The sequence below is a fragment of the Pseudomonas sp. H1_D04 genome, from assembly GCF_054683855.1.
The window spans coordinates 5,704,677-5,730,966 of record NZ_CP162826.1 but is presented as its reverse complement, the minus strand read 5'-3'; the positions used below and the strand labels follow the sequence as shown (position 1 = coordinate 5,730,966).

The 26,290-nt window shown below is 58.7% G+C and carries 27 protein-coding genes and 3 pseudogenes; 16 read left to right on the top strand and 14 right to left on the bottom strand.

Translation table 11 applies throughout. The features are described 5' to 3' along the window. Window positions 1–551 precede the first annotated feature (551 nt). The 3 genes and pseudogenes from AB4N82_RS26495 (at window position 552) to AB4N82_RS26485 (ending at window position 1,319) form a co-directional block, all read left to right on the top strand. The gene (locus AB4N82_RS26495) at window positions 552–830 is read left to right on the top strand and encodes a hypothetical protein (protein WP_095184903.1); all 279 of its coding nucleotides are present in this window, start codon (window positions 552–554) and stop codon (window positions 828–830) included. Further along, the gene (locus tag AB4N82_RS26490; protein WP_095184902.1) at window positions 827–1,072 is read left to right on the top strand and encodes a hypothetical protein; all 246 of its coding nucleotides are present in this window, start codon (window positions 827–829) and stop codon (window positions 1,070–1,072) included. Before AB4N82_RS26495 ends, AB4N82_RS26490 begins: the two co-directional genes overlap by 4 nt. Before the next feature lie 53 nt (window positions 1,073–1,125). Continuing rightward, window positions 1,126–1,319, top strand: a pseudogene (locus AB4N82_RS26485) (hypothetical protein). Here the strand turns inward: AB4N82_RS26485 and AB4N82_RS26480 are convergent. Further along, a pseudogene (locus AB4N82_RS26480) lies at window positions 1,303–1,488 on the bottom strand (site-specific integrase); the annotation flags it as partial. The pseudogenes AB4N82_RS26485 and AB4N82_RS26480 sit on opposite strands and share 17 nt — an antisense overlap. Before the next feature lie 888 nt (window positions 1,489–2,376). Next, window positions 2,377–2,604 (bottom strand): DUF6555 family protein, encoded by a 228-nt coding sequence (locus tag AB4N82_RS26475; protein WP_032891251.1) that lies wholly within the window; start codon window positions 2,602–2,604, stop codon window positions 2,377–2,379. A gap of 456 nt (window positions 2,605–3,060) precedes the next feature. On the opposite strand from AB4N82_RS26475, the gene AB4N82_RS26470 reads away from it, so the two are divergent. Beyond that, entirely contained in the window at window positions 3,061–3,708 is a 648-nt protein-coding gene (locus AB4N82_RS26470) for a hypothetical protein (protein ID WP_095184900.1), read from the top strand. 118 nt (window positions 3,709–3,826) lie between these two features. Continuing rightward, window positions 3,827–3,958: a hypothetical protein gene (locus AB4N82_RS26465; protein ID WP_256583473.1), complete on the top strand. Its 132-nt coding sequence runs from the start codon at window positions 3,827–3,829 to the stop codon at window positions 3,956–3,958. Window positions 3,959–3,994: 36 nt separating this feature from the next. Here AB4N82_RS26465 and AB4N82_RS26460 read toward each other — a convergent pair whose 3' ends face one another. Beyond that, window positions 3,995–4,249 carry a Pathogenicity locus gene (locus tag AB4N82_RS26460; RefSeq protein WP_032891253.1) on the bottom strand — a complete coding sequence of 85 codons (255 nt, stop codon included), beginning with the start codon at window positions 4,247–4,249 and terminating at the stop codon, window positions 3,995–3,997. A gap of 68 nt (window positions 4,250–4,317) precedes the next feature. Between AB4N82_RS26460 and AB4N82_RS26455 the strand changes: the two are divergent. Beyond that, window positions 4,318–4,518 (top strand): annotated as a pseudogene (locus AB4N82_RS26455) (phage tail protein); the annotation flags it as partial. Window positions 4,519–4,608: 90 nt separating this feature from the next. Here the strand turns inward: AB4N82_RS26455 and AB4N82_RS26450 are convergent. Both AB4N82_RS26450 and AB4N82_RS26445 read right to left on the bottom strand, forming a co-directional pair. Next, window positions 4,609–5,169: a fasciclin domain-containing protein gene (locus AB4N82_RS26450; protein ID WP_095184899.1), complete on the bottom strand. Its 561-nt coding sequence runs from the start codon at window positions 5,167–5,169 to the stop codon at window positions 4,609–4,611. 434 nt (window positions 5,170–5,603) lie between these two features. Continuing rightward, entirely contained in the window at window positions 5,604–6,170 is a 567-nt protein-coding gene (locus tag AB4N82_RS26445) for an isochorismatase family protein (RefSeq protein ID WP_122757235.1), read from the bottom strand. Between the two features lie 214 nt (window positions 6,171–6,384). Here AB4N82_RS26445 and AB4N82_RS26440 point away from each other — a divergent pair, with 214 nt between their 5' ends. From AB4N82_RS26440 to AB4N82_RS26425, 4 genes are all read left to right on the top strand, one after another. Further along, window positions 6,385–6,987, top strand: a complete 603-nt coding sequence (locus AB4N82_RS26440) for a hypothetical protein (RefSeq protein WP_460103810.1) — start codon at window positions 6,385–6,387, stop codon at window positions 6,985–6,987. A 92-nt stretch (window positions 6,988–7,079) separates the two neighbouring features. Further along, window positions 7,080–7,712, top strand: a complete 633-nt coding sequence (locus AB4N82_RS26435; protein ID WP_163034970.1) for a hypothetical protein — start codon at window positions 7,080–7,082, stop codon at window positions 7,710–7,712. A gap of 60 nt (window positions 7,713–7,772) precedes the next feature. Beyond that, window positions 7,773–8,126 (top strand): hypothetical protein, encoded by a 354-nt coding sequence (locus AB4N82_RS26430; RefSeq protein ID WP_032891258.1) that lies wholly within the window; start codon window positions 7,773–7,775, stop codon window positions 8,124–8,126. Between the two features lie 145 nt (window positions 8,127–8,271). After that, complete coding sequence (locus tag AB4N82_RS26425; protein ID WP_095184895.1) at window positions 8,272–8,469, top strand: hypothetical protein; 198 nt, start codon at window positions 8,272–8,274, stop codon at window positions 8,467–8,469. A gap of 54 nt (window positions 8,470–8,523) precedes the next feature. On the opposite strand, the gene AB4N82_RS26420 is transcribed toward AB4N82_RS26425, so the two are convergent. Then, entirely contained in the window at window positions 8,524–9,762 is a 1,239-nt protein-coding gene (locus AB4N82_RS26420) for an MFS transporter (protein ID WP_099602364.1), read from the bottom strand. A gap of 157 nt (window positions 9,763–9,919) precedes the next feature. Between AB4N82_RS26420 and AB4N82_RS26415 the strand changes: the two genes are divergently transcribed. After that, window positions 9,920–10,732: a class I SAM-dependent methyltransferase gene (locus AB4N82_RS26415; RefSeq protein ID WP_122763682.1), complete on the top strand. Its 813-nt coding sequence runs from the start codon at window positions 9,920–9,922 to the stop codon at window positions 10,730–10,732. A gap of 137 nt (window positions 10,733–10,869) precedes the next feature. Here AB4N82_RS26415 and AB4N82_RS26410 read toward each other — a convergent pair whose 3' ends face one another. After that, window positions 10,870–11,256, bottom strand: coding sequence for a TIGR03067 domain-containing protein (locus tag AB4N82_RS26410; protein WP_032891263.1), 387 nt, complete (start codon window positions 11,254–11,256; stop codon window positions 10,870–10,872). Window positions 11,257–11,496: 240 nt separating this feature from the next. On the opposite strand from AB4N82_RS26410, the gene lpxO reads away from it, so the two are divergent. Further along, window positions 11,497–12,396 carry a lipid A hydroxylase LpxO gene (lpxO, locus tag AB4N82_RS26405; protein WP_122763681.1) on the top strand — a complete coding sequence of 300 codons (900 nt, stop codon included), beginning with the start codon at window positions 11,497–11,499 and terminating at the stop codon, window positions 12,394–12,396. 19 nt (window positions 12,397–12,415) lie between these two features. Here lpxO and ligD read toward each other — a convergent pair whose 3' ends face one another. Both ligD and ku read right to left on the bottom strand, forming a co-directional pair. Beyond that, window positions 12,416–14,878 (bottom strand): DNA ligase D, encoded by a 2,463-nt coding sequence (ligD, locus tag AB4N82_RS26400; protein WP_122763680.1) that lies wholly within the window; start codon window positions 14,876–14,878, stop codon window positions 12,416–12,418. Window positions 14,879–14,902: 24 nt separating this feature from the next. Beyond that, window positions 14,903–15,730 (bottom strand): non-homologous end joining protein Ku, encoded by an 828-nt coding sequence (ku, locus tag AB4N82_RS26395; protein WP_122763679.1) that lies wholly within the window; start codon window positions 15,728–15,730, stop codon window positions 14,903–14,905. 184 nt (window positions 15,731–15,914) lie between these two features. Between ku and AB4N82_RS26390 the strand changes: the two genes are divergently transcribed. Together AB4N82_RS26390 and AB4N82_RS26385 are read left to right on the top strand one after the other, a co-directional pair. Then, window positions 15,915–16,229, top strand: coding sequence for a hypothetical protein (locus AB4N82_RS26390; protein ID WP_032891269.1), 315 nt, complete (start codon window positions 15,915–15,917; stop codon window positions 16,227–16,229). An 11-nt stretch (window positions 16,230–16,240) separates the two neighbouring features. Continuing rightward, entirely contained in the window at window positions 16,241–17,389 is a 1,149-nt protein-coding gene (locus AB4N82_RS26385; protein ID WP_460103806.1) for a PQQ-dependent sugar dehydrogenase, read from the top strand. A gap of 55 nt (window positions 17,390–17,444) precedes the next feature. Here AB4N82_RS26385 and AB4N82_RS26380 read toward each other — a convergent pair whose 3' ends face one another. Beyond that, window positions 17,445–17,924: a nuclear transport factor 2 family protein gene (locus AB4N82_RS26380; RefSeq protein WP_095184891.1), complete on the bottom strand. Its 480-nt coding sequence runs from the start codon at window positions 17,922–17,924 to the stop codon at window positions 17,445–17,447. A 41-nt stretch (window positions 17,925–17,965) separates the two neighbouring features. Continuing rightward, a complete protein-coding gene (locus tag AB4N82_RS26375) occupies window positions 17,966–18,529 on the bottom strand; it encodes a TetR/AcrR family transcriptional regulator (RefSeq protein ID WP_095185029.1) in 564 nt (187 codons plus the stop codon). 123 nt (window positions 18,530–18,652) lie between these two features. On the opposite strand from AB4N82_RS26375, the gene pssA reads away from it, so the two are divergent. Then, the gene (gene pssA, locus AB4N82_RS26370; protein ID WP_122763678.1) at window positions 18,653–19,996 is read left to right on the top strand and encodes a CDP-diacylglycerol--serine O-phosphatidyltransferase; all 1,344 of its coding nucleotides are present in this window, start codon (window positions 18,653–18,655) and stop codon (window positions 19,994–19,996) included. Window positions 19,997–20,118: 122 nt separating this feature from the next. Then, on the top strand, window positions 20,119–23,013 hold the full coding sequence (locus AB4N82_RS26365) for a hypothetical protein (protein ID WP_460103803.1): 2,895 nt from the start codon (window positions 20,119–20,121) through the stop codon (window positions 23,011–23,013). Here the strand turns inward: AB4N82_RS26365 and efeO (AB4N82_RS26360) are convergent. Genes efeO (AB4N82_RS26360) through efeO (AB4N82_RS26350) form a run of 3 tightly spaced genes read right to left on the bottom strand, consistent with a single transcriptional unit; the run spans window position 22,911 to window position 26,283 of the window. Then, window positions 22,911–23,732 carry an iron uptake system protein EfeO gene (efeO, locus tag AB4N82_RS26360; protein ID WP_095184888.1) on the bottom strand — a complete coding sequence of 274 codons (822 nt, stop codon included), beginning with the start codon at window positions 23,730–23,732 and terminating at the stop codon, window positions 22,911–22,913. The genes AB4N82_RS26365 and efeO (AB4N82_RS26360) overlap by 103 nt on opposite strands. 28 nt (window positions 23,733–23,760) lie before the next feature. Then, window positions 23,761–25,065 carry an iron uptake transporter deferrochelatase/peroxidase subunit gene (gene efeB / locus AB4N82_RS26355; RefSeq protein ID WP_099602372.1) on the bottom strand — a complete coding sequence of 435 codons (1,305 nt, stop codon included), beginning with the start codon at window positions 25,063–25,065 and terminating at the stop codon, window positions 23,761–23,763. A 15-nt stretch (window positions 25,066–25,080) separates the two neighbouring features. Further along, window positions 25,081–26,283 (bottom strand): iron uptake system protein EfeO, encoded by a 1,203-nt coding sequence (gene efeO / locus AB4N82_RS26350; protein ID WP_122681567.1) that lies wholly within the window; start codon window positions 26,281–26,283, stop codon window positions 25,081–25,083. Window positions 26,284–26,290 lie beyond the last annotated feature (7 nt).

Here is a 26,290-nt window from a genome sequence, read left to right as displayed (position 1 = left end):
TCTTTTTGGTGCGTATTTACTGGCAAGATGGGGTGCACATCGTTTCTTCATGAACTTAGTGTTGGACCCACTACTCAGTACAGGTAAGCGCAGATTCGTAAGCGTTTATTCAACCGTTTGCGACCGAGGGAAAGAAGCTATGTCTGTTGCCAGGAGTAATGTTCATCCCGCGAAGGGCGTGACGGCTCATTTGCTCGCCGGGATTGCGTACGCACCCAGCGCACTTGAAGCACGGAGCCGTGAGATTCGGACGCATGACCTGATTTTTAGGCTTCGACTAGATGGGACTATTTCAGATCTCGATGCATGCAATCTACGAATCTTGTTCAAATCCGCGCTTGAAAAGCGACTCTGCCAAATTTTGAGCGAGTAAGAAATTTCGGTATTGCCTAGCTCGACATACACCGCTTATGTTGAAAAGGCCCCCACACCTTCGCCCGGTGCGGGGGCCTTTTTCGTTGGCTGCGGTAACCACGCCCCCCTATACTGGCGTACCGGTGCCCCTTGTACTGGTTAGCGCACAAGCTGCGCTTAACATTTAGGAATCGGGCATGCCAGTCACCAACGTATTCGTCAACACCGATCAGCCCGGTTTACCAAACGAGAGGGTCCAAAGAGCCTGGTATTTGCGTTTGAGCGCTCTACATGCAGCTAGAGACGAGGCTGTTGCTATACGGGCTTACGATAACGCCGTCGGTTATACGCAGGCCTTGCGGGATGCTGAACTGATTGCAAACGAAACAGAACTGGCCATGACAGCCACTCTGGCCGAGGTCTGGAAGACTGGCGCGGATCGCTTGGGCGTCAATACAGCGGCGAAAAACATATGAGCGACGTGTTCTCCCTTAACGGGGTCAGCCTACCGGACTTGATCCGTGTCAATTTGGCCAGTCACCTGGCACGCCTCGGGCGTGTTGCAGATTTGCGCGCTTTAGAACTGGCCCAGGAACGCGCCGAAGGCTTTGTGGAGGGGGTACAAGCGTCGCGCACGCTGACCCCGTCCACCGTCGAGGCGCTATTTATTGCGGTAGATGTCGCCGCCGACTTGCGCCGTAAGGAGCTGGCACCGTGATCGGCGAGGCGATCCAATCGGACACGCTAAAGGCTCTAGCAAGCCAGTAGGCTATCCGGCAAGCCGTCGTCGGCCGTGTTGCCGGCCAAATCAGCAAGTGGACATTGTCTATCCGACTGGGCGGCCCAACTGCGAGCTTGGTACCGGTGCGCTCGCGGCGTGAGCCATTGCGCACCTGGGCAAGCCTGACGGCGGTGGGCCGCTTTGCCGAACGGTGGGTATCACTGGGTTCAGTGTAGAGCTGTGACCGGCGAAAGCTTTAGGGCCAACTGCAGCATCCCCACCACGTCAGGCCCATCCTCGTTGATCAACGTTCCATAGTGCTGGCGAATCATGTTCCCGTTGCTATACCCCATTTGTTCAGCGATCCAATCGATTGAGGCAATACCTGTGGCCAGCAACGCACTTGCGTGGGTTTCAGGATTGGAGAAGTCATCGCGAAGGTCCGCTTTTGACCGAATGCTGCGATGTGAGATGTCTCAGGAGTAGTGGGGCTATTTGGTGGTTTGTGTTCAGTCGGCAGGCCGCCGGGGAAGGGTTATGCAGTTTCGGCATGGGCTGAAATTTGCCCGTTGGGACCAATCTTGGGACCAACGGGTGCATTTCTGTACTTTATCGTTGATTACTCATGACGACTTGGCCCAGTAAACACTGATCAGCAGTAATCATCAGAATGCGTTTCATACCGCATGGTGATGTTAGCTGTGGAGATCAATTACTTTACCTATCAATGGGTTGCGAGCATGGCAGCAGGCGCCGTCAGGCATGCATCAACAGCGACATCAAGGCGCGAAACCCGGTCGCTGAGCAAAAAAATGGGGATGTGTGTTGGAATTTGGCGCGCATTGTCGCATATGTGTGACGACAGTTGTATGGCAGAGGACGACGGGTATTAAGAACTTTCGGCGCCGGGCCCCTATTAATGCCTTTGCAGGTAACGTTCGAGTTAGGGGGCTCTGGAGTCCATGACGGCAGGAAAATAAAAGGCGTCTCAAGGCCCTGTGGCTTTCCCTTTTTCTGACGCTCTGCGTATTCACCGACGATTTTAAGGGGTGGCATGGCAGGGGCATTCCACAAAACCAAGCGGTCTGCACCCGTTTTAGTACGCTCCACCACTTCCCCCCCCAGGCGACGCCGCGACAGACGTGGGCCGTCTTCGTCTCTTTTTCAATCTCGTCCAAGGGCGGTTCGGGCTTATTCAACGGCCGAGCTTGCGCTGGAGATCATCCAACTAAGCCCGGCCACCGCGCCGGGTTTTTTATTCGCGAACTTTGCGAGTTAGAACTGCGGCGGCGCCGGTGGTTTTACCCGGCTTTATTCCAACGGACCTTCGTAATACCCAGCTTGTCGGCAATTTTTAATATTGAGTCCCGAGACAGACCTATCGGTATCCAATATTCAGGGCCCTCACCAGCGTGTCTTGTGGCCATGCGAATCGCATCGCTTTCGCTGAACGCCGTTGCATTCGTATAGAAGTGCTCCGGCTTCCCATCGTGTAGATAATGAATTTTATAGGGTATTAAATTTTCCATTAGAGCCTCTTGGCCGAAGCCATACCCAAAAGGGTCAATCCTGGAAACTGGAATTCAGAGAGGTCTGTCGGGTGGTGATACCGAGAGATAGGGTGATGGCCGAACTGCGGACGCTGCGTTATCTGATCCGGTAAGCGTTGGACTAGTTAGCCTTCCGATCGTTCGGTCTATCAATTTCATGCAGACTTTTGAGGCTTTAGCCGTCACTAAGGTCCTTTCTTTTTCGACCCCACCACATCTTCCGCTCTGAGCAGGGAGTGATGCCTGAGCTGATTCAAAAACGCAAACTGTTATTGCCGTCGCAGCGCAGATACTTTAGATGCCCAAGAGGCGGGACAAACCGGGCAAGCAAGAAAATATAAAGCGCGTTGTCAGGTTTTTACTGAGGATTAATGTCTAGAGTTTTTAGTCTGATTCGCACACGATGGCGCTTAGGTAAGTTCAAGGATGTAGTACATGCGTAATACCTGGTTGCTCCTGTTTTCTTCGTCTATCGCCCTTGCTGGTTGTGGGGGGTTCCCCTCTGTTCCCTATGTCGATCCACCTCAGGCCGACAATACGGCTCGCGTTCGTGTGATCACCAATTCTAATGTGTTTGGCGATAGTGTGACGGGCAGCTGCGCCCCGGATACTCGCCACAAAATGGCTGAAGCTGGCCGCTTCTCAGAGGAAGGGCAGCCGAGCATTAACTACCCCCAGTACCCACTTAAGCCCGCCAGTCTTGGAATGCCGGGAAGGGTTTCACCCAAGCTTCAGCAGTACATCGGATCTGTTCGGATGGCCGAAGGCTTATACACCGAGATTGTGGCTGAGTACCGCGTTAAAACGGATGCACCCTTTCAGATCGCAACATTGGGTGCGTCCGCCGGCAGCTACGGCAGCACTTACGCTGTTTGCCCAGGCCAGGCGAAAGTATTCACTCTGGAGCCCGGGAAAGACTATGAGGCCCTGGTTGGACTCAGCAGCGCACCAAACGCGGATGGGAATGCGGTGCTTATGTGCATGTTTGGCGTAGTCGAGCTTACCTCTATCCCTAACCTGCCGTTTGCATTGCCAAAAAGGCTCGCAGGTACGGAGTCGCCGCAAACGCGTTGCAAGGATTAAGTAGCACGGCTCATATTTTTTACTGAGTTTTCATATCTGAGCCCAGCGCGACTGCTGGGCTTTTTCGTTTTTGGCTAAGAAGACATTTTGTTCAATCATGGCCCGCGGAGACGAGCGCATGGACTGTCTGCTGCGCCTGCTCGACAAGGCAATTGCCGATGCTGTGGACGCTGCAAAGGCTTCCGGTCTGCCCCAACGCTTGCTCCATGCCCATGCACAGACCCATCAGATGGTAGGGGATTCTCCATGACCAAAAGCAACCCGACTGGGAGTCAATCGAACGTGCCTACCGGGCCGGGATTTGCTCTGTAGAGCGCTTCGCAAGCTCCACTGCAGCGGTGATGGCCGCTCTGGCTTGAGGGCTATTCTTCCAGCAAGTCGAGCCTAATGCCGCGGATGCTTGAGCCAGGATGTCACTAACATTTGATTTGCGGAGTTCGGCGAGCGATTCGATACCCATTTGCTCAAGCCGAGTAATGACGGTTGGTCCTACGCCTTTGAGCGCGAGCAAAGCGGCTCTTTCCTCCGGTGAAAACGGCATCGTAAATTCCTTTTTGGGCGATGAGTCCGCGCAAGTGTGCCTGACGCTACAGGGTGCCTCAACAGGTCGGTGACCTTTGGACGATCATGCCGAACGGACAGACGCCGCTGCTCAAGCGTTCGTTTGTTCACGGTGCCTGGGACTGCTGGCAGGTTCGTTCACTTAGACGGCCGCAGCGTGGCGACATGATCGTGATGCAGGTCGGGCACACGGTTCACCCTCATCATGCCGGGATTTACCTAGGCTCTCACCCAGCGCCACCCGGCGAAATTTCCATACCTTGAATTCGGATTAACTGAAGTGTCTATGCAGGTTGCCAATACCCGGCAAGCTTTGCGTCTGCCGGGCTTAAAGAGCGCTTAAGGCATCAACACTGAGTCCACAACATGGATTACGCCGTTGGACTGCATTACGTCTGCGATGCTGATACCAGCCTTACCGCCTTTGGCATCCACCACCCAAAGCTTGCCGTCATGCAGCTTGATATTGAGTGACTCACCTTGAACTGTTTTCAACACAACGGTGCCGCCGTTCTTTTTGGCTTCGGCCATCAGTTGTGCCGATGTGTGAGTGCCCGGCACGACGTGGTAGGTCAGAATTTTAGTTAGGTCGGCTTTGTGCTCAGGCTTGACCAGAGTATCGACGGTGCCCGCTGGCAGCTTTGCAAAGGCTTCGTTTGTGGGGGCGAACACGGTGAACGGACCTTTGCTATTGAGCGTATCAACCAGGCCGGCAGCTTTGACAGCGGCTACCAGTGTCGTGTGGTCCTTCGAGTTGACCGCGTTCTCAACGATGGTTTTGGTCGGGTACATAGCTGCACCTCCGACCATTACGGGGTCGGCACCAAAGCTGAACGTTGCAGTTACGGAGAGAATCGCGAAGCAGGCTGTTGCAGCAAGTTTTTTGAAAAAAGCGTGCATGATGTATCTCCTTGGCTCTTATGCCCTCCGGGTGAGGGTATTGAATCTACGAGCCAACGATCAAAGTGGATGCACCTCCTCATAAAATAACTTTTTAAGCGCAGTGCCTGCCTGTTCAAACCTGTCGGTTACTTTCACTGGAATGCCACCCACGCTGGATGCCTGGACAGGACGGTATGTTAGGGGTTCGACTCTGTTGTGAGGGATCACGCAATGAAGCGCAAGTTGCCATCCCTATTACTGGCAGACGCTGGAATGATCGTCTGCTCCGGTGTTTGGCTTGGAGCAGCGTTGGGGGGAAAAGATAAAGGTCACTCCAATTGCGATATGCGCTAGGTATTTTTGGCACCCAAAGGACATGCTCATACGCCTGTCGAAATAGCTGGCGATTGATGCGTGTCAAATGCTTCTGCGGCACTGGGTACCTTCATAGTTCATAGCGTGAATTGTGCGATCACTTCGTCCGATGACATTACGTCGGCGTATTCATCATTGAGTATTGCTAGGGTCAGTTCATGAACGGTTGTCGCGTCCCAAGACTTTCCATTCGCCCCAACAACGGGCACGGCGGTCGTTGCATCTGACGGTAAGATGATGCTGTATCCGAGCGCTTTCCCCGCACGGACGGTGGCGTCCATGCTGTTGTGAATAACAACGCCCGTCAGCACCAACCGTTTTACTTGCATCTGTGTGAGAGTGGCATCCAATTCGGTGCCAATAAAGGCGCAGTTTTCCTGTTTGATGATGACGGCTTCTCCCTGTATCGGGGCGACCTCTTTCTTGATGCCATTCCAAGGGCCGTCGACGAAGTAGCTGGATGTAGGAGTGCGCTCATCGTGCTTCACATGAATAACTGGCCAGCCGTTTGATCGCCAGTGGCCTAGAAGGCGCTGGATCACTGCCAAGTATTCAGGATTACTTTTTTCATCCCAGTTTGGTCTATCAATCGCATCTTGAACGTCCAGGATAACAAGCGGGATCGAGCCTAGTAGAGCTGTCATTTGAACCTACTCCTTCAAGTGAAAAGCGCGGACTTAGTGTGCTGGACCTGGCCTCCACCAGCAACGCATTACAGGAAAGATGTTCTGAGCGCCCTAGGCTTTACTGCGCGCGCTCAAGAAGCCCCGCGCTCTAGTCATTGTCATGATGCCAATTGGCTCAATTCCGCTTTTGAAAGTCGCCGTGATAGCCTTTCTGGATGATTTGGAGGGATCCATGAGAAAAATTACCGTCGCGCTTTTGCTGATTGTTTTTGGATGTGGAATAGCCGGTTCTGGATGGAGCGCATATCAGGGCCGTGACAATGTGGCTAAAGCGTCATCATTAGTCGCCTCGCACCTACTTGCTTTTGACGCTGAGCCGGCATTAGACCTGTCTAGCTTCTTGGCACGCGGTGAAGATGCCGAGAAGGCGCTAACAGCGGATTTGCTGGAGATGCAATCTGCCGATTGGTCGGGTGCTGAGACGAAAAAAGACGCGGCAATCGAGTTCACATCTCGCGCCATAAGCGTCATACGCACATACACGCGCTTTCGGATGTCCAACTTACAAGTGGGGTTGACTAAGCGACGTCTGTTAGCAGAAGAGGGCGCTTTAGCTCAAGAAACTGACCCGAGTCTCAGAGACCTGACCTCTCATCGGCTGCAATCCTATAAAGACAAGTATGTGGAAGAACTGCGTGATTTCAACCATTTGACGACTGCCATTGGTATGCACTGCGAGATGCTGTTAATTGCCAATGATGGGATCAAGGTGGTGTTCGGTGAGAGCATGGGGCTTGATGTTCCGACTCAGGAGTTCATGAAACAGCTTCTGTAGCCCTGCCTTCATACCCGTTGAATCAATACGCTCTGCGGGTTAGAGAAGTGGCAGTAGTGGTACCGTCTATACAGCACCCTTGAGCCTGCCTAATGAATCGTCCAAGTCCACCTCACCACGTCGCCGCACCACCCGCCGCACCACGCACTGAAAATCCCGCCGCCCACCCATCTATTTGGCAGGGTGGTCCGGACTTACCGATCATTGGCAGCACGGGTTCGGCCATTTTGGGCTTTTGCGCTGCGGTGATTATGTTATTGCCTGCCTTCGGGCTGGCGATCTTGCTCGTTATCGGGCTCGGTGCGATGCAGGATGTGCCGTCCAGCGATGAGTCGAGTTTTACAACGTCGTCGCTCATCCTGTTCCTGCTCGGCTCTGTCGTGGTTATGGGATTGGTCTTCGCGTGGATTTTCTCTGAGCCTAGGGTGCAGGCCTTTACGTTCGACGAAAACCAGCAACTGCTTACCCTCACTGTCATCCGTCGCGCACGTAAACCCACCCAAGTGCGCGTGCTGTTTAGCGACATTATTTACATCTGCCCCTACGTAGTCGCTTCGTATGATCGCGATGGTCATTTCAGCGTTGTGTATCGGGGGCCGAAGGACAAGGTGTTCGAATACCAATTTGCTGAGGGTACTTCCCTGAAAGAGATGGAGTTTCATGCTGCCTGGCTGCGAGGAATAATTGGCGAGCGGATGCACGAACTACTGAATCTGGACAAATGAACGACTCATACGGTCCATAAGTGAGAGGCAGTTTCAGTTGCCCAAATCAGGAGTAAATAAGTGTTCTCAGGAAAAAGCGCAGCGTTGTGGGGGCTTCTATCCGCTGCCACTGCAGTCGAGGCAGCTACAGCAACTCACCCGATACGCGAAGAAAAGGTCGCCGTCAGCTTCATCGCTGCACTTGAGATATGCGACGAGCGAAATCCCGAGCGTGGCTTGACCCTAGAAGGACTGGTCAGTGATCCCACCTTCAGCGAAGAGAGAAAGTCCGAGTTCCGGAGGGTCAACGCTGATCCTTCATACAAAGCGGCAGTCTCGGAAATGAAGTCCTTTCTGCTCCAACCTCCACTTGCGGATGTCCTGCGTGATATTTGTGAAAACCTGAGGAAGACGAGTCCGGACGGCTATCGGTAATCAGTGCGTACGCAGTTGGTAGCTAAAAGGTCCGCACACGATGCCTGTATTTTTTCGCCATTCGTCTAATGCTTGGCACTTGCCAGGATCTGCCGCCTCACATCTTTAAGCGCGGATATCCCGAGCGTAAGAACGGAGAGCCAGCATGGACATCAATGAGAACGCCCCCGGCAATCTTTCACAGCAGGCCGTAACACGTGGCACAGACAACGAGACAGGCCACGACCCGAGAAATGATGAGGACAATATCCCTCTGCCGCCGGACGATGATGCACCTCTAGAAGAGGACATGTCCGATGTCGATGCTGCCGATTCGGTCGCCAGCGAACATCCCGACAACTGAGTATGTGTAGAGAAAGGAACCCGGCCATGTGCCGGGTTTTCTGTGTCGCTTCTATCATGCAGCAGGCGCATGGGGCGCATAGAGCGGTTTCTCCAACGTCTCCGGCATCGCCACCCACAACAGCACCAACGCAGCGCCCGCCACGCCCGCCAGGGTTAAGAAGGCCGCGTTATAGCCCGCCTGTTGCACCACGAACCCCGCCAGGCTGTTGCTCAGTGCCGCGCCCAAGCCAAACACGGTGGACAGCGCACCCAGGCTGACATTGAAACGCCCGGTACCCTGGGTCAGGTCTTTGACGATCACCGGGAACAGCGCGCCGAAGATCCCTGCGCCGATGCCGTCGAGCATTTGCACAGCCACCAGCCAATAGGGATCGCTGGACACGGTGTAGAGCACGCCACGCAGCGGCAGAATCATGAAACCGAATATCAGCAGCGGCTTGCGTCCCCACACGTCAGCCTTGACCCCTACCAGCCAGGCCATCGGTACCATCACCAATTGCGCGGCGACGATACAGGCCGAGGTCAGCGGGGTGGCCATCTGCAGGTTGATCTGGGACAGCTTCTGGCTGACCAACGGCAGCATGGCGGCATTGGCCAGGTGGAACAAGGCGCAGCAAATGGCAAACAGCAGCAGCGGACGGTTGGCCAGTAATACCTTCAGGCCCGACGGTTGTTCATGATCGGTGGCGTGGGCAGGGTCGAAGCCGCGGGCCACTTCATGGTCGATGGCCTTGGCTGACACGCAACTGACCGCGACCACACTGGCCACCGCCATAAACGCCATCAGGTAGAACACCACCACCGGTCCGAACAGGTAGGCCAATCCACCGGCGAGCAGCGCGGCCACGGCGTTGCCGGCGTGATTGAAGGTTTCATTGCGTCCGGTGCGGCGGGTAAATGCTCGCGGGCCGGTGATCCCCAGGGAAATAGCGGAAATCGCCGGGGCGAACACGGACGCGGCGACGGCGCTGGCAGCTTGGGTCAACGCCACCAGGCTGAAGGAGCTGACGAAGGGCAGCACCAGGCAGCTGGCGGTCACCAGGATGGCGGCAAGCGCAACCACGGCGCGTTTGCTGCGCGTGCGGTCGATCAGTGCGCCCGCCGGGCCCTGGGTGAGCAGCGCGGCGATGCCCGCCAGGGTCATGACCACGCCGATGCTGGCCGGGTCCCACTTGTGCACGGCCAGCAGGTAGATGGCCAGGTACGGGCCGAGGCCGTCGCGCACATCCGCCAGAAAGAAGTTCAGGCTGTCCAGGGACAAGGCATTTCGCAGGTCGGAGTGATTGGCCACGATGACGGCTTCGCAGAGGGGGCGTTCAACGGCTGAACACTCATTGCGTTAATGACCTGCGCGGTGAGCGTTAAGTTTCCGCAGTTGCCTGGAGTTTCAATACGCCGGCATGTGGCTTATCTTCGGTGCCCCGCCGTAAGACTTATCTGGAGACGCAATGGACATGCCCTCAGCTCAACAGGCGATTGCCAGCAACAAGGACGCCTGGGACCAATCTGCCGGCCTGCATAAAACCACCGACACCTGGAGCGCATTGCTGACCGGTGTTGGTAACGCCGATTTTTCCTGCCTGGACCCAACCATTACAGGGGTTCTGCAGGACCTGGGTGTCGCCGGCAAGGACGTGGTGCAACTGGGCTGCAACAACGGTCGAGAAAGCCTGTCGCTGTTCGCCCTCGGCGCACGCTCGGTGGTGGGGGTGGACCAGTCCGCCGCGTTTCTCCGGCAAGCGCGTGAGCTTGCCGATGTGTCGCCTCATGCTCCTGAATTTATCGAAAGCGATATCCACCAGTTGCCGCAGCGGTTACACGAGCGCTTTGATATCGCCTTGGTCACCATCGGCGTGCTCGGCTGGATGCCGGATGTGGCGTTGTTCATGCGCCATGTCGCCAGCACGCTGAAGCCCGGCGGTTCGCTGGTGATGTACGAAACCCATCCGTTCCTGGAAGTGTTCGACCCCAGGGCGCAGAACCCGCTGCTACCTGCCAGCTCGTACTTTCAGCTTGAACCCTTTGTGCTGCAGGAGTCGATTGTCTATGAAGGTCAGGGTGAGGTAGTCGGACCGACTTCCTATTGGTACGTGCACACGTTGGGCGATGTGGTGAGCGCCGCGATTTGCGCAGACCTGCAGATCAGTCACTTGCAGGAATACGCGCATTCCAATCGTGAAGAACTCTACGATCAGTACGAGCACCAAGCGGCGCAATTGCCGCTGTGCTTTACCTTGACCGCCACTAAAAGGCCTGCCTGATACGGTTTGTCCACGCAAAAAAAAGCCCGCTTAAAGAGGCGGGCCAAGGGATTCACTGGAGTAGGTAGGCTTTACCCTATCGCGCCGAAAGTGAAGGCTGTGTGAAAAGCATGTCGCAGGTTCGGACGGCGTATTGATCAAGCGCGCCGCACGAAGCTGCGCATGGTCTGACCGGGGCCGGTGCTGAAGACGGTGGGCCTGGGCATCCCTTCATCGGCCGCGATAAATACAAATTCGTCGCCATCAAGGCGGTAGCTGGCAGGCAACGGCTTGCCGGCGTCATCGCCCATGGAATCGACCCACGTAATGCTTTTTGGTGTAGTGCTGCTGTCCAGGGAGAATCGGCCGGCCAGCAACAGGTCGCCCTGCACGGTTTTCACTTCGAAGCGGTCGCCAGAAATGGTGGTGATGGCACCGGGAGCAGTGTGAGCGTCTACCGGGTTCAGGACACCGTTGTCCTCAAGTGACGTTTGCTCCCAGGCGCCCTGAAGGGCCTGATGATCCGGATCTAAAGTGGGCGACATAACCATTCCTTGTAGTTGTGCAGGTGCGAACCCTGCCTAAGTAGACAGCTTTTCACAATTCTTAGTTAACTTTTCGTTACAGAATATGGCTAAATAACTGCCAATGGCCATGTAACCGCTTGTCATCAAGCCGCTCATGTTGCCTGTCTGTGAATTGTGATTTCAGGTGCTGCTATTCATCCTCGGCCGTCGTGGGCACGCAGGAGCAGCCTGTTCTCTACTGACGTGTGACGAAATCCCTTGAAGCTCATCATTGTTGTTCTCTATGTCGCCTCCATTGCGTATGTACACCTGCGTGGCCGGGTGCGACACAAGCTGGGTCGCCAGCTCAGTGACCATTCAACCTTCCTGGCACCCATCAACTGTTTTCTATACCTGTTCTCCAAACTCCCCGGTCGACCGTTTCTCTCGCCCAGCGACTTCCCTGACCTAAGCCCGTTGCAGGAGCATTGGGAAGAGATTCGCCAGGAAGGCCAGAACCTCATGAGGGCAGGGGCGATCAAGCGCTCCGACCATTACAACGACGTGGGCTTCAACTCGTTTTTCAAGTCGGGCTGGAAGCGTTTCTACCTCAAGTGGTACGGCGACAGCCATCCTTCCGCAATGAAGCTCTGCCCGCGCACCACCGAGCTGGTGCAGAGCATCGGCTCGATCAAGGCTGCGATGTTCGCCGAGCTGCCGCCGGGTTCCAAACTGGTACGCCATCGCGATCCCTACGCCGGCTCTTACCGCTATCACTTGGGCCTGGATACCCCGAATGATCCTGGCTGCTACATCAATGTGGACGGTGAGAGCTACTACTGGCGTGATGGTGAACCGGTGATGTTCGACGAGACCTATATTCACTGCGCCGAAAACACCACGCAGCAGAACCGCATCATCCTGTTCTGCGATGTCGAGCGACCGATGAAATACCGCTGGGCTGCTGCGTTCAATCGCTGGTTCAGCCGCACAGTGATGGCGGCGGCGGGTTCGCCCAACGACGCTGGCGACAAGACCGGCGGACTGAACCGAGCGTTTACGCGTCTGTACAAGATCCGCCTGCGCGGCAAAGAGCTGAAGAAACGCAACCGCACCCGTTACTACCTGGAAAAATGGGCGATTTTCGCGGCCTTGGCGCTGATCTTCGTGCTCATCTAACGCCCGGCCAGGGCGCCCCTCACTGCGGTGGCTGGGCGCCCAGTTTGTCCCACATTTTCTTGCTGATCTTTTGCCGATGGGCATAACCCGCCCACGGATCCTCCTTCAGTCCCTGTAAGCGTTGGTGCAGATTGGCCACCGTCCACTGCTGCGCGCCACGCAACCCCTGCAACTCCTTACGACTGACCGGCACCGACACCGGCAGCCCTGGCCGAGCCCGTACCGAGTAGGCGGCCACGGTGCTCGCGCCCCGTGCATTGCGCAGGTAATCGATAAAGATCTTGCCCACGCGGTTTTTCGGCCCGGAGGTGGCGGTAAAGCGTTCCGGCAGTTGCTCGGTCATAAACTGGGCAATGGCTTTGGCGAAGGCTTTTACCGGCTCCCAACCGTCCCGTCGCGCCAGCGGCACTACCAGGTGCAGGCCTTTGCCGCCGCTGGTTTTGACGAACGCATCGAGGCCCAGTTCGTCCAGTACCGACAAGGTGAGTTGTGCCGCTTCCAGCATGCTTTTCCAGGGCAGCGCGGGATCCGGGTCGAGGTCGAGCACAAACAGGTCAGGGGTTTCGATCTTGTCTGAGGTGGCGCCCCAGGTATGAAATTCGACGGCGCCCATTTGCACAGCGCCGACAAGTGCCTGGACGCTGTCGATCTCCATCAGCCGCGCGTGGCCTGGGTCCAGCGCGGCGTCCAATTGCTTGATATGGGGAATCGCCAGGCGTTCCGAGTGCTTCTGAAAGAACTGCTCGCCCTCGATGCCTTCCGGAGCCCTGAGCAAGGACACCGGGCGATGGCGCAGAAAGGGCAGGACCCACTCGCTGATACTTTCGTAGAACTGCGCCAATTGCTGCTTTTGCGTGCCGCTTAGTGGATCGATCACTCGCTCAGGGTGGGTGATCTTCAACACGGTCCTGGCTTGCGGGGCTTTCTTGGATTCAGCCACCTGCGGCTGTTCGTGCACGATCTGCGCGGCCGGTTTATCGCTGCGCAGGCCCATAAAAGTGGCGTGGCGCACCACACCGTCACGGGTCCACTGGGCAAACTGTACTTCCCCCACCAGCGTCGGCTCCACCCACTGCACGCCTCGCGCCTGGGCACTGGTCAGAGGTTTGTGCAAAGGCGAGCTTTTGCGCGCCCGCGCTTTGAGCTGCGTGTAGATAGCCTCCAACGACGCTTGATCAAAACCGGTGCCGACGCGACCGGCGTACCTCAACCCGCTGTCGTCATTCACCGCCAGCAGCAATGCGCCAAAACCGCTGCGCGAACCCTGGGGACGGGTATGTCCGACAATCACAAACTCCTGGCGCAAACGGCATTTGAGCTTGATCCAGTCAGTACTGCGAGCGGACGTGTAGGGGCTGCCCATGCGTTTGCCGATTACCCCTTCCAGGGCCAGGTTGCAGGCGCTCTGTAAAATGTCCTGATGATGGGCGGTGAAGGCTTCAGAAAACCGCAGTAACTTACTTTTGCTTCCAGACAGCGCCGCCTTGAGCATGGCCCGGCGATCCTCTACGGGGGCCTGGCGCTGATCCGCGCCATCCAGAAACGGCGCATCGAACAGGTAATAGACGAGGTCCAGGCTACGGCCGCTGTCAAAGGCATTTTGCAGGGACTGGAAGTCCGGTAAACCTTCAGGGTTGAGGCTGACCACTTCGCCATCCAGCCAACTGTCCTTGAGCTTGAGGGCGTGCAGGGCCTTGACCTGCCGCGGCAGGCGCTCGGTCCAGTCATGGCCGTTGCGGGTAAACAGGCGGACTTCGCCGTCGCGAATCCGCGCCAGCATGCGGTAGCCATCAAACTTGATTTCATACTGCCATTCCCCGTCGGGCGCGCGGTCTACCAGGGTTGCCAGTTGCGGTGTGAATTGCTCGGGCAGTGCAGCGGCTGCTTTCTTGGCTTTCGGCTGGGTCTTGGTGGGGGCGATGGAGGCATCACTGAGCACGCTTTTAGGCTCAGCCTGCACGATGTCGTAGTCGGCGGCAGGGCGCGCCTGTTGGTCGTGCTCTTTGATCAGCAGCCACTGTTCCTTGTCACCGCTGCCTTTCAAGCGAGTGCGCACCAGCGCCCAATCGCCCGAGAGTTTTTCACCTACCAGCGTGAATTTGAGTTTGCCGGCAGCGTAAGCCTTGTGTGGGTCGTCATGGGGTTGCCAGACCCCACGGTCCCAGACAATCACATCACCGGCGCCGTATTGACCTGCCGGGATGCTGCCTTCGAAACTGCCGTAGCCCAGCGGGTGGTCTTCCACGTGAACCGCTAAGCGCTTCTGGCTGGGGTCGAGGCTTGGGCCCTTGGGCACGGCCCAGCTTTTGAGCACGCCATCGAGTTCCAGGCGAAAGTCATAGTGCAGGTTGCGTGCGTCGTGCTTCTGGATCACGAATGACAGTGCCGACGTCTTTCGTTTGCCCGTGGTCGCCTTGCCGGAAGGTTCTGCGGTGATCTCGAAATCGCGCTTGCGATTGTATTCACTCAGCGGCTTTGCCATGGCGTTCTCCCTGTAATGCCAGGCTCAAGAGGCCTTTTTCTTGGCGGTTTTTTTCGCCGCAGGCTTACCCGCCAGGCTGCGCTTGAGCAGTTCGGTCAGGTCTAGCACATCGGCCGACTTGCGCTCTTCGCTGCCTTCCTTGGATTCCACATCTTCAATCTTGCCGGCCTTGGCCTTCTTCGCCACCAGCGCCATGATTTTTTCCTGAAAGCTGTCGCGGTAGGCATCCGGTTGCCAGTCGGCGCTCATGTCCTCCACCAAGCGCTTGGCCATGTCCAGTTCACCTTTGGCCAGGGAGGGTTTGGTTACGTCGCTGCCCAGTTCCAATTCATCCAGGCTGCGCACCTCGGCGGGCCAGCGCAGCATCACCAGCACCAGTGCGGACTCCAGGGGCATCAATGCCGCCAGGTGCTGCTTGGTGTGCAGCACCACATTGGCCAGGGCGACCTTGCGGGTTTTCTTGAGGGTTTCCCGCAGCAGCGCGTAGACCTTGCCGCCGCGTTTGTCCGGCGCCAGGAAGTAGGGCGTGTCGATGTTCTGCAAGGGGATCTGGTCGCTGGCGACAAAGGCGATGATTTCGATGGTCTGAGTGGACTTGGGGTGGGCCGAGCGAATCTCCTCTTCGCTGAGCACCACATAACGTCCCTTCTCAAACGCTACGCCTTTGACGATGTGCTCCTTGGTCACTTCCTTGCCAGTGGTTTTGTTGATGCGCTTGTAGCCCACCGGGTCCATGCTGCGCTTGTCCAACCAGTCGAAATCCACGCTCTGTGCGGACGTGGCGGAGACCAGCGATACAGGGATATGAACCAAACCGAAGCTGATGGCGCCTTTCCAGATGGCCCGTGGCATAAGTGCGATTCCTTGAGAAGAGACTGTGTTCGGGTGACTCGCGGGCGGTTAAAAAAGTTTCCCTGGATGGATGCGCGGACAGATCGTGTTACACCTGATGAGGAAGTATTTAGTTACCAAAGCCGAACCCCAGGCGTAGCGTGGTATCGAAAGCAGGTACTCCTCGTCCCAGAGAGGCTTTGTCATGATCACCCGCGTGCGTCATCTTGCAGTGCTGGCGCTGAGCCTGGCACTTGCAGCCACCGCTCAAGCGCAGAACCTGCCTGGCGGCAACAACACCAACAATGGCCCCATTCACCGGGCCAACCCCAACAGCATGCAGGGCACGCAGCCCAATGCGCCGGCGATTCGCGGTATCCAGACCGTGCCGGCCACGCGCCCGCCGACCCTGGAAAACGGCGGCATCGGCAACCGTTACCCCCAGCGTGAGGCCGCGCCCAGCCGCCCGGCCACCGACACTAAAGCCCCCACGTTTGATGCCAACGGCAATCGCCGGTAAGGACTCGTCTTATGTTTATACGCAAAACCCTGTTAGCCGTTATGTGCGCGACGACCCTGACGACGGTCTACGCCGCCGATTCGCAGCAGTTCCCCAGTGAACAAGGCAGCCTCACTGTCACCTCGATCGTCAAAGGCCTGGACCACCCATGGGCCGTGGCGTTTCTGCCGGACCAGCAAGGTTTCCTGGTTACCGAACGCCCTGGCCACCTGCGCGTTGTCAGCCCGGATGGCAAACTCTCGGCTCCGCTGAGCGGCGTGCCTGAGGTGTGGGCCAAGGGGCAGGGCGGTTTACTCGATGTGGTGCTGTCGCCCGATTTCAAAGAGGACCGCACGGTCTATTTGTCATACGCCGAAGGCGGCGGCAAAGGCGGCACGGCCGGCACTGTGGTGGGACGTGGACGTTTGGCGGCGGACCTCAGCGGCCTGATCGATTTCAAAGTCATCCTGCGCCAGGAGCCGAAGCTCTCCACCGGCAATCACTTTGGCTCGCGCCTGGCCTTCGACCAGGATGGGTACCTGTTTGTGACCCTGGGCGAAAACAACGACCGACCCACTGCCCAGGACCTGGACAAGCTGCAAGGCAAGGTCGTACGGATCTACCCCGACGGCCGCGTGCCGGATGACAACCCCTTTGTTGGTCAGCCGGGCGTACGCCCCGAAATCTGGTCCTACGGCCAACGCAACCCACAGGGACTGGCACTGAACCCCTGGAGCGGCACGATCTGGGAAAACGAGCACGGCCCCCGTGGTGGTGACGAGATCAACATCGTCGAACGTGGCAAAAACTATGGCTGGCCCCTGGCGACGCACGGCATCAACTACTCCCTGACGCCGATTCCGGAGGCCAAAGGCAAGACGGCGGAAGGTACCGTGGCGCCCCATCATGTGTGGGAAAAGTCACCAGGCATCAGCGGCATGGCGTTCTACGACAGTGACCGGTTCAAGGCGTGGCAGTACAACGTGTTCATCGGCGCGCTGGCCAGCCAGGAGCTGATTCGGTTGCAGTTCGAGGGCGACAAGGTCATCCACGAGGAGCGTTTGCTGGGAGGTTTGAAGGCGCGTATTCGCGATGTGCGGCAGGGCCCGGATGGCTTTTTGTATGTGCTGACGGATGAGGATGATGGTGCGTTGTATCGGGTCGGCCTTAATCAGGACTGAGGCACTCAGCGTAGGGAGGGGGCTTGCCCCTCTCACATTTGAACCGCACCAGGTTTTACAGGCCGAGATCGGACAACCCCGGATGCTCATCCGGGCGTCGGCCCAGCGGCCAATGGAACAGCCGCTCGCTTTCCATGATCGGCCTGTCGTTGATACAGGCAAAACGGTTGGCCATCAGGCCGTTTTCGTCGAATTCCCAATTCTCGTTGCCGTAAGAGCGGAACCAGTTGCCGGAGTCGTCATGCCATTCATAGGCATACCGCACGGCAATGCGGTTGTCGGTGAAGGCCCACAATTCCTTGATCAGCCGATAATCCAGCTCCTTGGCCCATTTGCGCGTGAGAAAGCCTTTGGCTTCTTCGCGGCCATGGACGAATTCGGCGCGGTTACGCCACTGGGTGTCCAGGGTGTAAGCCAGGGACACACGTTGTGGGTCGCGGGAGTTCCAACCGTCTTCGGCCAGGCGGACTTTTTCAATCGCTGATTCGCGGGTGAATGGCGGCAGCGGCGGGCGTGTTTCTGGGGTGGATGACATTTCAACGCTCCTGTTTAGACAAAGTGGCTCGGCCAGTGCATTCAAAGCCCTAATAACGTTCGCGCCATACATTGCGCGTTATCAGCAGCGGTTGTATCGCCCATGACCAGGGCAACGGTAATGGCGCCATCGATCAGGATCAGCAGGTGTGCTGCCTGCCGTTCGGGGTCGCAGGTGCCATGGGCTTGGCACAGTTCAAGTGCGTACTCGAACAGTTTCTGTTTATGCGCTTTGGCCAGCAGGCGCACCGGGCTGTGCGGGTCGCCGGTTTCACCGCTGGTGTTGATGAAGGCACAGCCGCGAAAATCCGCCGAGCCGAACCACGTCCTGAGCGCGTCAAACAGCGCGAGCAGGCGTTCGCCGCTGCCGTCGACGCGTTCCACTTCGCCGCGCAGCCAGTGCATCCAGCGTTCATCGCGGCGTTGCAGGGCCGCGATCACCAACTCGTCTTTATTGGCGAAGTAGCGGTAAATACTCTTGCGCGAGACGCCAGCGGTTTTCACCAGAAAGTCCATGCCGGTGGCGGCGATGCCGTGGCGATAGATCAACTTCTCGGTGACGTCGAGGATAATGTCGCGGGTTTCATTGCCAGTAATGTCGTTCATGTCGCACACAGTAGAACGATCGTTCTTCATGGTCAATGGGCTTTTTCCTACGAGGCAACGAGACCTGAGCAACCCCATGGTGTAAGCTCGGGGCCTCTTCGGATTCGACCCATTGCGAGCCCTATGCCGTCGTTCTTCAAACGCTCCCTGTTGCCCAAACTGCGTGGTTTCCCCCTCACTCCCGACGCGCTCGATGTGCTGTCCGGTGCGGATGCGTACCGCCGCTGCCTGCTGGAAAAAATCTCCCAGGCCACCCGGCGTATCTACATCGTGGCGCTGTACTTGCAGCAGGACGAAGCAGGGCAGGAGATCTACGACGCCTTGCACGCCGCCAAGGCTGCACGGCCGGAGCTGGACATCGTGGTGGTGGTCGACTGGTTACGCGCCCAACGCGGGTTGATTGGTGCGGGCAAACAGCCCGGCAACAGCGCCTGGTACCAGGCCATGACACAGAGCCATGCCAGCGAAGTGCCGGTGTACGGCGTTCCGGTACAAACCCGCGAGCTGTTTGGCGTGTTGCACCTCAAGGGCTTTGTGATCGATGACAGCGTGTTGTACAGCGGCGCCAGCCTGAACAATGTGTACCTGCACAAGTTCGACAAATACCGGTTTGACCGTTATCACCTGATCCACAGCAAGCCCCTGGCCGATTCGATGCAGCACTTGGTGGAACACGGCCTGGTAGCGTCCAAAGCGGTGCACCGCCTCGACCTGCCCAACCCGCCCACCACCCGCAGCCTGCGCAACGACATCGGCGACCTGCGCAGCCGCCTCAAGCACGCGACCTACGACACCACGGCCGGGCAGTTGCCCAATGGCCACCTGTCAGTCAGCCCGTTGCTCGGCGTCGGCAAGAACAACCCGCTGAGCCGGGTGATCCTGGAGTTGATCGCCAGCGCCCAGCAGCAACTGACCATTTGCACGCCGTACTTCAACCTGCCATTGGCGGTCACGCGCGAGATCAACCGTGCCCTGGCGCGTGGCGTGAAGATCGACATCATCGTCGGTGACAAGACCGCCAACGACTTCTACATCCCACCCAGCGAGCCTTTCAAGGTCATCGCGGCACTGCCATACCTGTACGAAATCAGCCTGCGTCGCTTTGCCAAGCGCCACCAGCCGATGATCGACAGCGGCCAATTGAACCTGCACCTATGGCGCGATGGCGACAACACCTACCACCTCAAAGGCATGTGGATCGACCAGCGTTACACCTTGCTCACCGGCAACAACCTAAACCCTCGGGCGTTCCGTCTCGACTTGGAAAACGCCTTGTTGATCGACGATCCCCAGGGGCAATGGTTGGACCCACGGCGGACCGAGCTTGAGCAGATTTTCCAGCACACCACCCGCATCGACGGGTACGCGCAGTTGCAGACACTGGTGGATTACCCCCCGGCGGTCGGCAAGTTTCTGCGTCGGGTGAGCCGCGTGCGGATCGAGCGACTGCTTTACCGGATCCTGTAATCCGCCGCAACGCAACGCGTAAGGCGGCAAGACTCGGCTTACATTCAGCGCGTTTAAGCTTTCCTTAGATTGCCTCTCCAGACGAAGCCGTATTCCACGGCCTAGCGCAGAGAGGATTGAATATGTTGACGCCACTGTCGAGCACCGGCTCGCCCCTTCAATATGCTGTGCAGGCTCCCGTAGTCGGAGAGGACAGTGCCAAGCCCACGGTCCAGCAGCCGCGCCTATGGGCCGCCCCGGCAAACGTCGCCAACCTTGCCCAGGCGCCGCGCCTGAGTCCCGAGCTGGTGGAGCGGGACGCGCTGGCCGAGCGCCTTGAAGCCGGGCTTGAAGACCTGCCAGACGGCGCACGCACCGACTGGTCCGCCGAGGCCTGGGACGTTCCCCGCACATCGCCACTGCTCGCGCGCAGCCAAGCGGCGATGGAGCGTTTGCAGGCATTTGTGTCTCGCCCGCAAATGCTCGCCCTGCTGCAGCGCGAGCGGTTCGATTGGGACGGTAAGCCCTTTCGAGTATCTGAAGGCCGCCTTGAACGCTTGAGCCCGGTGGGGGGCTGGGTGAATCTGACCCATTACGTCAACGACGTAGACACGTTGCGTGATGAGCTTGCGGCGTTGACCCCACTGACCGAACCACTGGGGAATGCCGTGTACTCGACGCCACGGGTTGACGCACGCCAGCTCCTCGAATTGAAGGGGCTGGGGTCGCCACGCACCGTGGCCGAGACACGCAATGTCATCCGCTGGTTACGGCTGTCGCTGCCGCCGGCGCCCGCAGTGGGTGACTACACCGGGCCATATTCCCCCGACACGTTGAGCGAGGCTGATAAGGCCACACTGACTAAAGTTGCGCGGATCAACCTGGACGACGTCAAACCTGGCCACATCGGTGGTTATTCGATCTATCAACCGGCGAATATGGGCCGTTCGTTGAGCGAGGTGCGGCGCGATATCGAGCAGCACCTGCAGCAACATAAAAAGCTGACGCCCGACCTGGCGGCGCTGGTCACCCCGGTATACCTGGCGCAAGCGGCGCCGGAAATGCTGGTCAAGGAAGTGCCGGACACGTTGCGTATCGGCACTCTGGCCTGGATGGAGCTACGCCTGGGCTGCACGCTGGCCGATCATGCTGCGCCGGGCACGTCACGGATGATGAGTGAACACCAGGTCCGTGCACTGACGACCCTGGTGCCCACCAGTGAGGCGCAAGCAGAATTGATGCAACTCAATGCACTGAAAATCCTCGCCGACTGGGGCGTGTTGAACGGCGCCGTCAGGCTGCGCAGTGACGGCGAGTATTCGCAACACGACCTCCAGGAGGCGTCGCGGGCACTGTTCAAGCAGCAAGAAGAGACGGCCGAGGCCTTCGCCAGCGCCAGCGTGGAACTGCCGACGCGCAAGGCGCTGGCCATCCGGGAGTTGCTGCGAGTATTCCCCGACAGCACGGCGTCTGAGCTTGAGCGCATGAGCCTGGAACTGGCCAACGGCAAAGATCGCCGCAACGCACCGGTCACCGAACCGCGCAGCCGTTCGCTGGTGGAAACCTACATGACCGGCGACCTCACACCGGGAAAGTGGGTGCTCAGCAAGCATTTGCTAGCACCGCCGACGTCTGCGCAAACGCCCTATCAGCCAGACCGCGCGCCGCAGGTGGCGGAGGGCGCCCTGGAGTTACTGGATCGACGCATTCGTCATCTGCCCGAGCTTGAACCGTTACTCAAAAGCACCGTCAACCGTCACCTCAAACAGCTCCAGGGCGCCTATGCCACGAAGCTCAAGTTGATGTTTGCCCAGTTACCCCTTGCCGAGCGCACGTTGATCGAGCTGGGCAAGGTCGAATTGTTCACCCTGCGTGGCGAAACTGGCGTCGTTCAGGTCGAGGAGACCCAGGCCCGCAAAGATGCGCAGCGCGGTCGCCACGCAACCCTGATGCGTGTGGAGCATGACCAGACGGTGGCCTATTACGAGGTCTTCGCCAGCGGCGAGCTGATCAAGCGTACAGACCTGCCCGACGCCATCGAGCTACACGGCGTGATTCGCAAGCAGCGCATCAGCGCGCCCCATGGTTCGGTGTATGTGCCGATAGTCCGTGGCACACAGATGCCCTTCGATCTTGCTGCCTACACGACCGGCTCTGCGCCACGGCCGGAGGCGATGGCGTCGTCGGTTATCGTTGAACCGCTGGGGGGAGCGATTGCGCCAGGCGAGTTGCCTGCCAACCACACGCTGCAAAGCTTCGTGCCCAACACTTATGGCTCGCGCAAGATCGCGGCCATTGCCGGCAGAATCGCTCAGGAGAATTTCTATGAGCCCGCCGAGGCTCTCTTGCAGCGCGCGCGTGATCCGTTACCACTTGAAAAACGCCGGGAAGCCCGGGCCCGCGAGCACGAGTTTCTATTGGGGTTTGTGCCATTCCTCGGTGCGTACCAGGCGTTCAAGCGCGGCGATATCGCCCAGGGCCTGGGCAATTTGACCGTGGATATGATCGGCGTGGCCATCGGCGCCGGCGGTCAGGCGAGTGGCATGCTGCGTTCGGCCAAGGCCTTGCTGCCCAACCCGGTGCAGCGACTTGCCACGCGGTTCAGACCCGCGGCCGCTACGGCGAATACGGCTAAAGTCGCGGCCAGTTTCAGCGAGCGCGCGTTTGACTTCATCAAACACTCCGGCCTGTTTGCCAATGCCGCGTTAAACCCGCTGGATGGTTATCCGCAGATGATCCATGCCGCGACGAAGGGCCTGGTAAAACTGCCGGTGCTGCTGGCGGGGGGAGCGACGAAATGGGGCAAGACGGCGCCGCATCTGCTCACGGCTGAAGAAAAATTGCGTACGTACATGATGGTTGCGGGGGGCCAGGCGAGCAGCGCCGAGCCGGTGATGCCCCGCGCCGGAGCGCGGGACATGGCGTCAGGTCTTGATCAGTTCAAGCCCAGCTTGCCGCGTAGCGTCGACAGATCTTCAGCCAGCGTGTTCACCGGGCCTACCAACGCCTTGCGGTCGTTGTCCTTGACCTTATCGTAGGTCTCGAAACCGCCGTCCTTGGTCTTGTACTTGGCCAGAACCTTGTCCACGGTGGCGAAGTTCTTGTCGACCTTGGCCAGGAAGGCCTTGTCCTGTTTGTCGATCTGGCCACGGAACAGGTCGACGATTTTCTTCGCACCGTCGATGTTGCCCTGGAAGTCATACAGGTCGGTGTGGCTGTAGCGGTCCTCTTCGCCGGAGATCTTGGTTGCGGCGACCTCTTCCAGAAGGGCTGCGGCGCCGCCCACGACTTTTTCCGGCGGGAAGGTCAGGCCGTCGACCCGGGTCTTGAGGTCGTTGACGTCGGTGTTGAGCTTGGCCGTCAACGCTTCCAGGCCCTTGGTTGAGTTCTGCGAGAACAGCGCGTATTCGATGCGGTGGAAGCCGGTGAAGTCTTCGGCTGTCACGCCTTTTTCGTGGTCGTCGACACGGGAGTCGATGGACGCATCCAGATCGCTGAACAACTCGGCGATCGGCTCGATGGACTCATAATGCACGCGGGTCGGCGCGTAGAGCTTCTTGGCGGTAGCCAGGTCGCCCTGGTTGATGGCGTCGGTGAATGCCTTGGTTTGGGTGACCAATTCACCGATTTCTTCGGTGACGTAGATCTTGTAGTCCGACACCGGCCCTACCAGATCCAGCGGCGCCGTGGTGGCGGCGAAGGCGGCCAGGGGTGAGAGGGTCACTAACAACGACAACGCGAGGGTCGACTTCTTCATAGGGCAGTTTCCGCTGTGGGGGTTGGTTTCAGGTGTTGGCAGTGGTTTGAGGGTGCGTGGCGGCAAGCAGCGTGCGACCGATGAAATCCTTGGGCCCGGTGACTCCCGGCAAGGTGAAGAAATACCCGCCGCCGACGGGCTTGAGGTATTCCTCCAGGGGCTCGCCGTTGAGTCGGGTCTGCACGCTGATAAAGCCTTTCTCCAGGTCAGCCTGGTAGCAGATGAACAACAGCCCCATGTCCAGCTGACCGTTTTTATTGACGCCGTTGGAGTAGTTGAACGGTCGACGCAGGATCAGGTTGGCCTGCGTCTGCGGGGTACGCGGGTTGGCCAGGCGGATATGGGCATCGAGCTTGGTCAGCTTGCCTTCCGGGTCCTTGCTGTAGTCGGGCACCTGGGATTCTTTCTGGCCATCCATGGGCGCACCGGTGGTCTTGACGCGGCCAATGATGCTTTCTTGCTCCTGCAGGGGCGTGCGGTCCCAGCGCTCGACGAAGTTGCGGATGATGCGCACCGCCTGGTAACTGCCATTGGCGGCCCAGGCCGGTTCGTCGCTGCCGGGTTGGACCCACACAATCTGGTCCATCGCCTTGTTGTCGTTGGAATTCGGGTTGGCCGAACCATCACGGAAACCCAGGAAGTTACGCGCGCTCTGCGCCGGCTCGCCGGGTTTGGCCGGCGCCTGTGGCGGCACGCTGCCTTCTTGTTTCCAGCGCACCAGCAACAGGTCGGGCAGGTTCTTCACGATGTCGCGCAGGGCGTGGATATTGGTGTCCGGTGTGTTAGAGCTGAATTGCAGGCTCAGGTCGCCGTGGCACTGCGCCGGCTCCAGCGCATCGTTGGGAAAACCGACCATGCGGCTCAGACGCTTCGGTTTGGCGGCGCCCAGGCCGAAGCGTTCATCAAACAGCGATTCGCCGACAGACACGGTGATGGTCAGGTTGTCCGGTGTGACCACCGGGCCAAGGATCCCGGAATCGGTGGGCGGCAGCTTCGGGTCGACCTGGGGCACGGTGCCGCCGGTCATCAGAAAGCTGATGCGTTCGTTCAAGGTGCGGAACAGGCGCTCCAGGTCTTCACGGTCGCTGGCCAATACGTCGAACGCCACCAGCATGCCGCAGGCCGGGCGCGGGGTGACGATACCGCTTTGGTGCTTGCCGAAAAAATCGTGGTGGTCCTGGGTCTTGTCACTGCGCGGTGCGGTAGTGACTTGCTCGGCGGCGGCCGCCATGGCCGGGCAGGTCAGGGTGCTGCCGGCGATGGCCGCGCCGGTGGCGGCCATGCCCAAGAGGACACGGCGACGTTGGGCTGAAAACTGTTCTGAGTCACTCATAAAATTCGGTCGTCTTCACTGCAGGCCGGAAAGGCCAAGGGCGGGGTCGATTCCATCGAGTGCATCGGCCAGAGCCTTGGCCTTGTCGGCGATCTGCTTGCGCTGATCGGCGGTCACGCTGTCGTACGTGCTGTAACTGTCATTGACCTTGAACCCCGCGAGCTCGGCATCGAACGCGGCGAGGGCGTTGTCGATGTCAGGCAACAGGTCGGCAGCGGACTTGGTCAACAGTGGACGCATCAACTCGACCACTTTGTGCGCCACTTGCAGATTGGCGGCGAAACCGTTCAGGTCTAGGTGGCTGTAGCGCTCTTCCTCACCGCTGATGGCGCGCACATCGGCCAGACTGTTGAGGTTGCGCACCACGATACTCACCAGTTGCTCCGGTGGCAGCGATTGAGCTAGCAGTTGCTGCTTAAGCGTGGTGACATCGGTCACCAAGCGCTGCGCCACCGGGGCCAGGCCGTCGAGGCTGCGTTGCTGGAACAGGCTGTATTCGAGGCGATGGAAGCCGCTGAAGGCCGGGTCCTGTTCGCGTTTCTCGAAGTAATCGGCGCGGGCGTTGATCGCGTTGTCCAGCTCTGCCAGGCGTTGGGACGCCGGCGCCAGTCGTTGGTAAGCCTCACGGGCCGGCGCATACAGGGCCTGGGCCTGCGCCAGGTCACCGGCGTCGATTGCTTGTTGCAAGGCGGTCGCAGCCTTGACCAGCGCGCTGCCCTGGCCGCTCAAGTACACGCGGAATTCCGACAGCGGGCCGATAAACGCCACCATCGACGGCTTGGCCTTGGCCTGGGCATCGGAGGCTGCCGTTGGCGTCACATGCAGGGTGCCACGAGGATTGCTCAATAGGCCGCAGGTGATCGCATAGTCGCCCGGCAGCAGGTTGGCGTTGATCACCTGGCTCAGGCCAGGGGCGATGTTTTCCCGCTCTTCGACCACCAGGACGCCGTCGAGGATTTCCCATTCCACCGCGCGGTCGGAGCGGTTGATGATACGAAAGCTCGCGCGCCCGGCCGGAACCGTCAACGCGTTGGGCTCGCAGGCGTGGCCATGAATCGTTACAGCGATCTCATTGCTGTTGGTCTGGCGCTTGGCGGCGGCCAATTGCGATGCGTAATAGAACAGGCCACCGGCGGCGATCATCACGACCACCGAGCCGGCCACCGCCCAGCGCAGGGCGCGGGGTGGCGAGGCGGGTTGAGGCGTTGGGTTGGACAAGAGACGG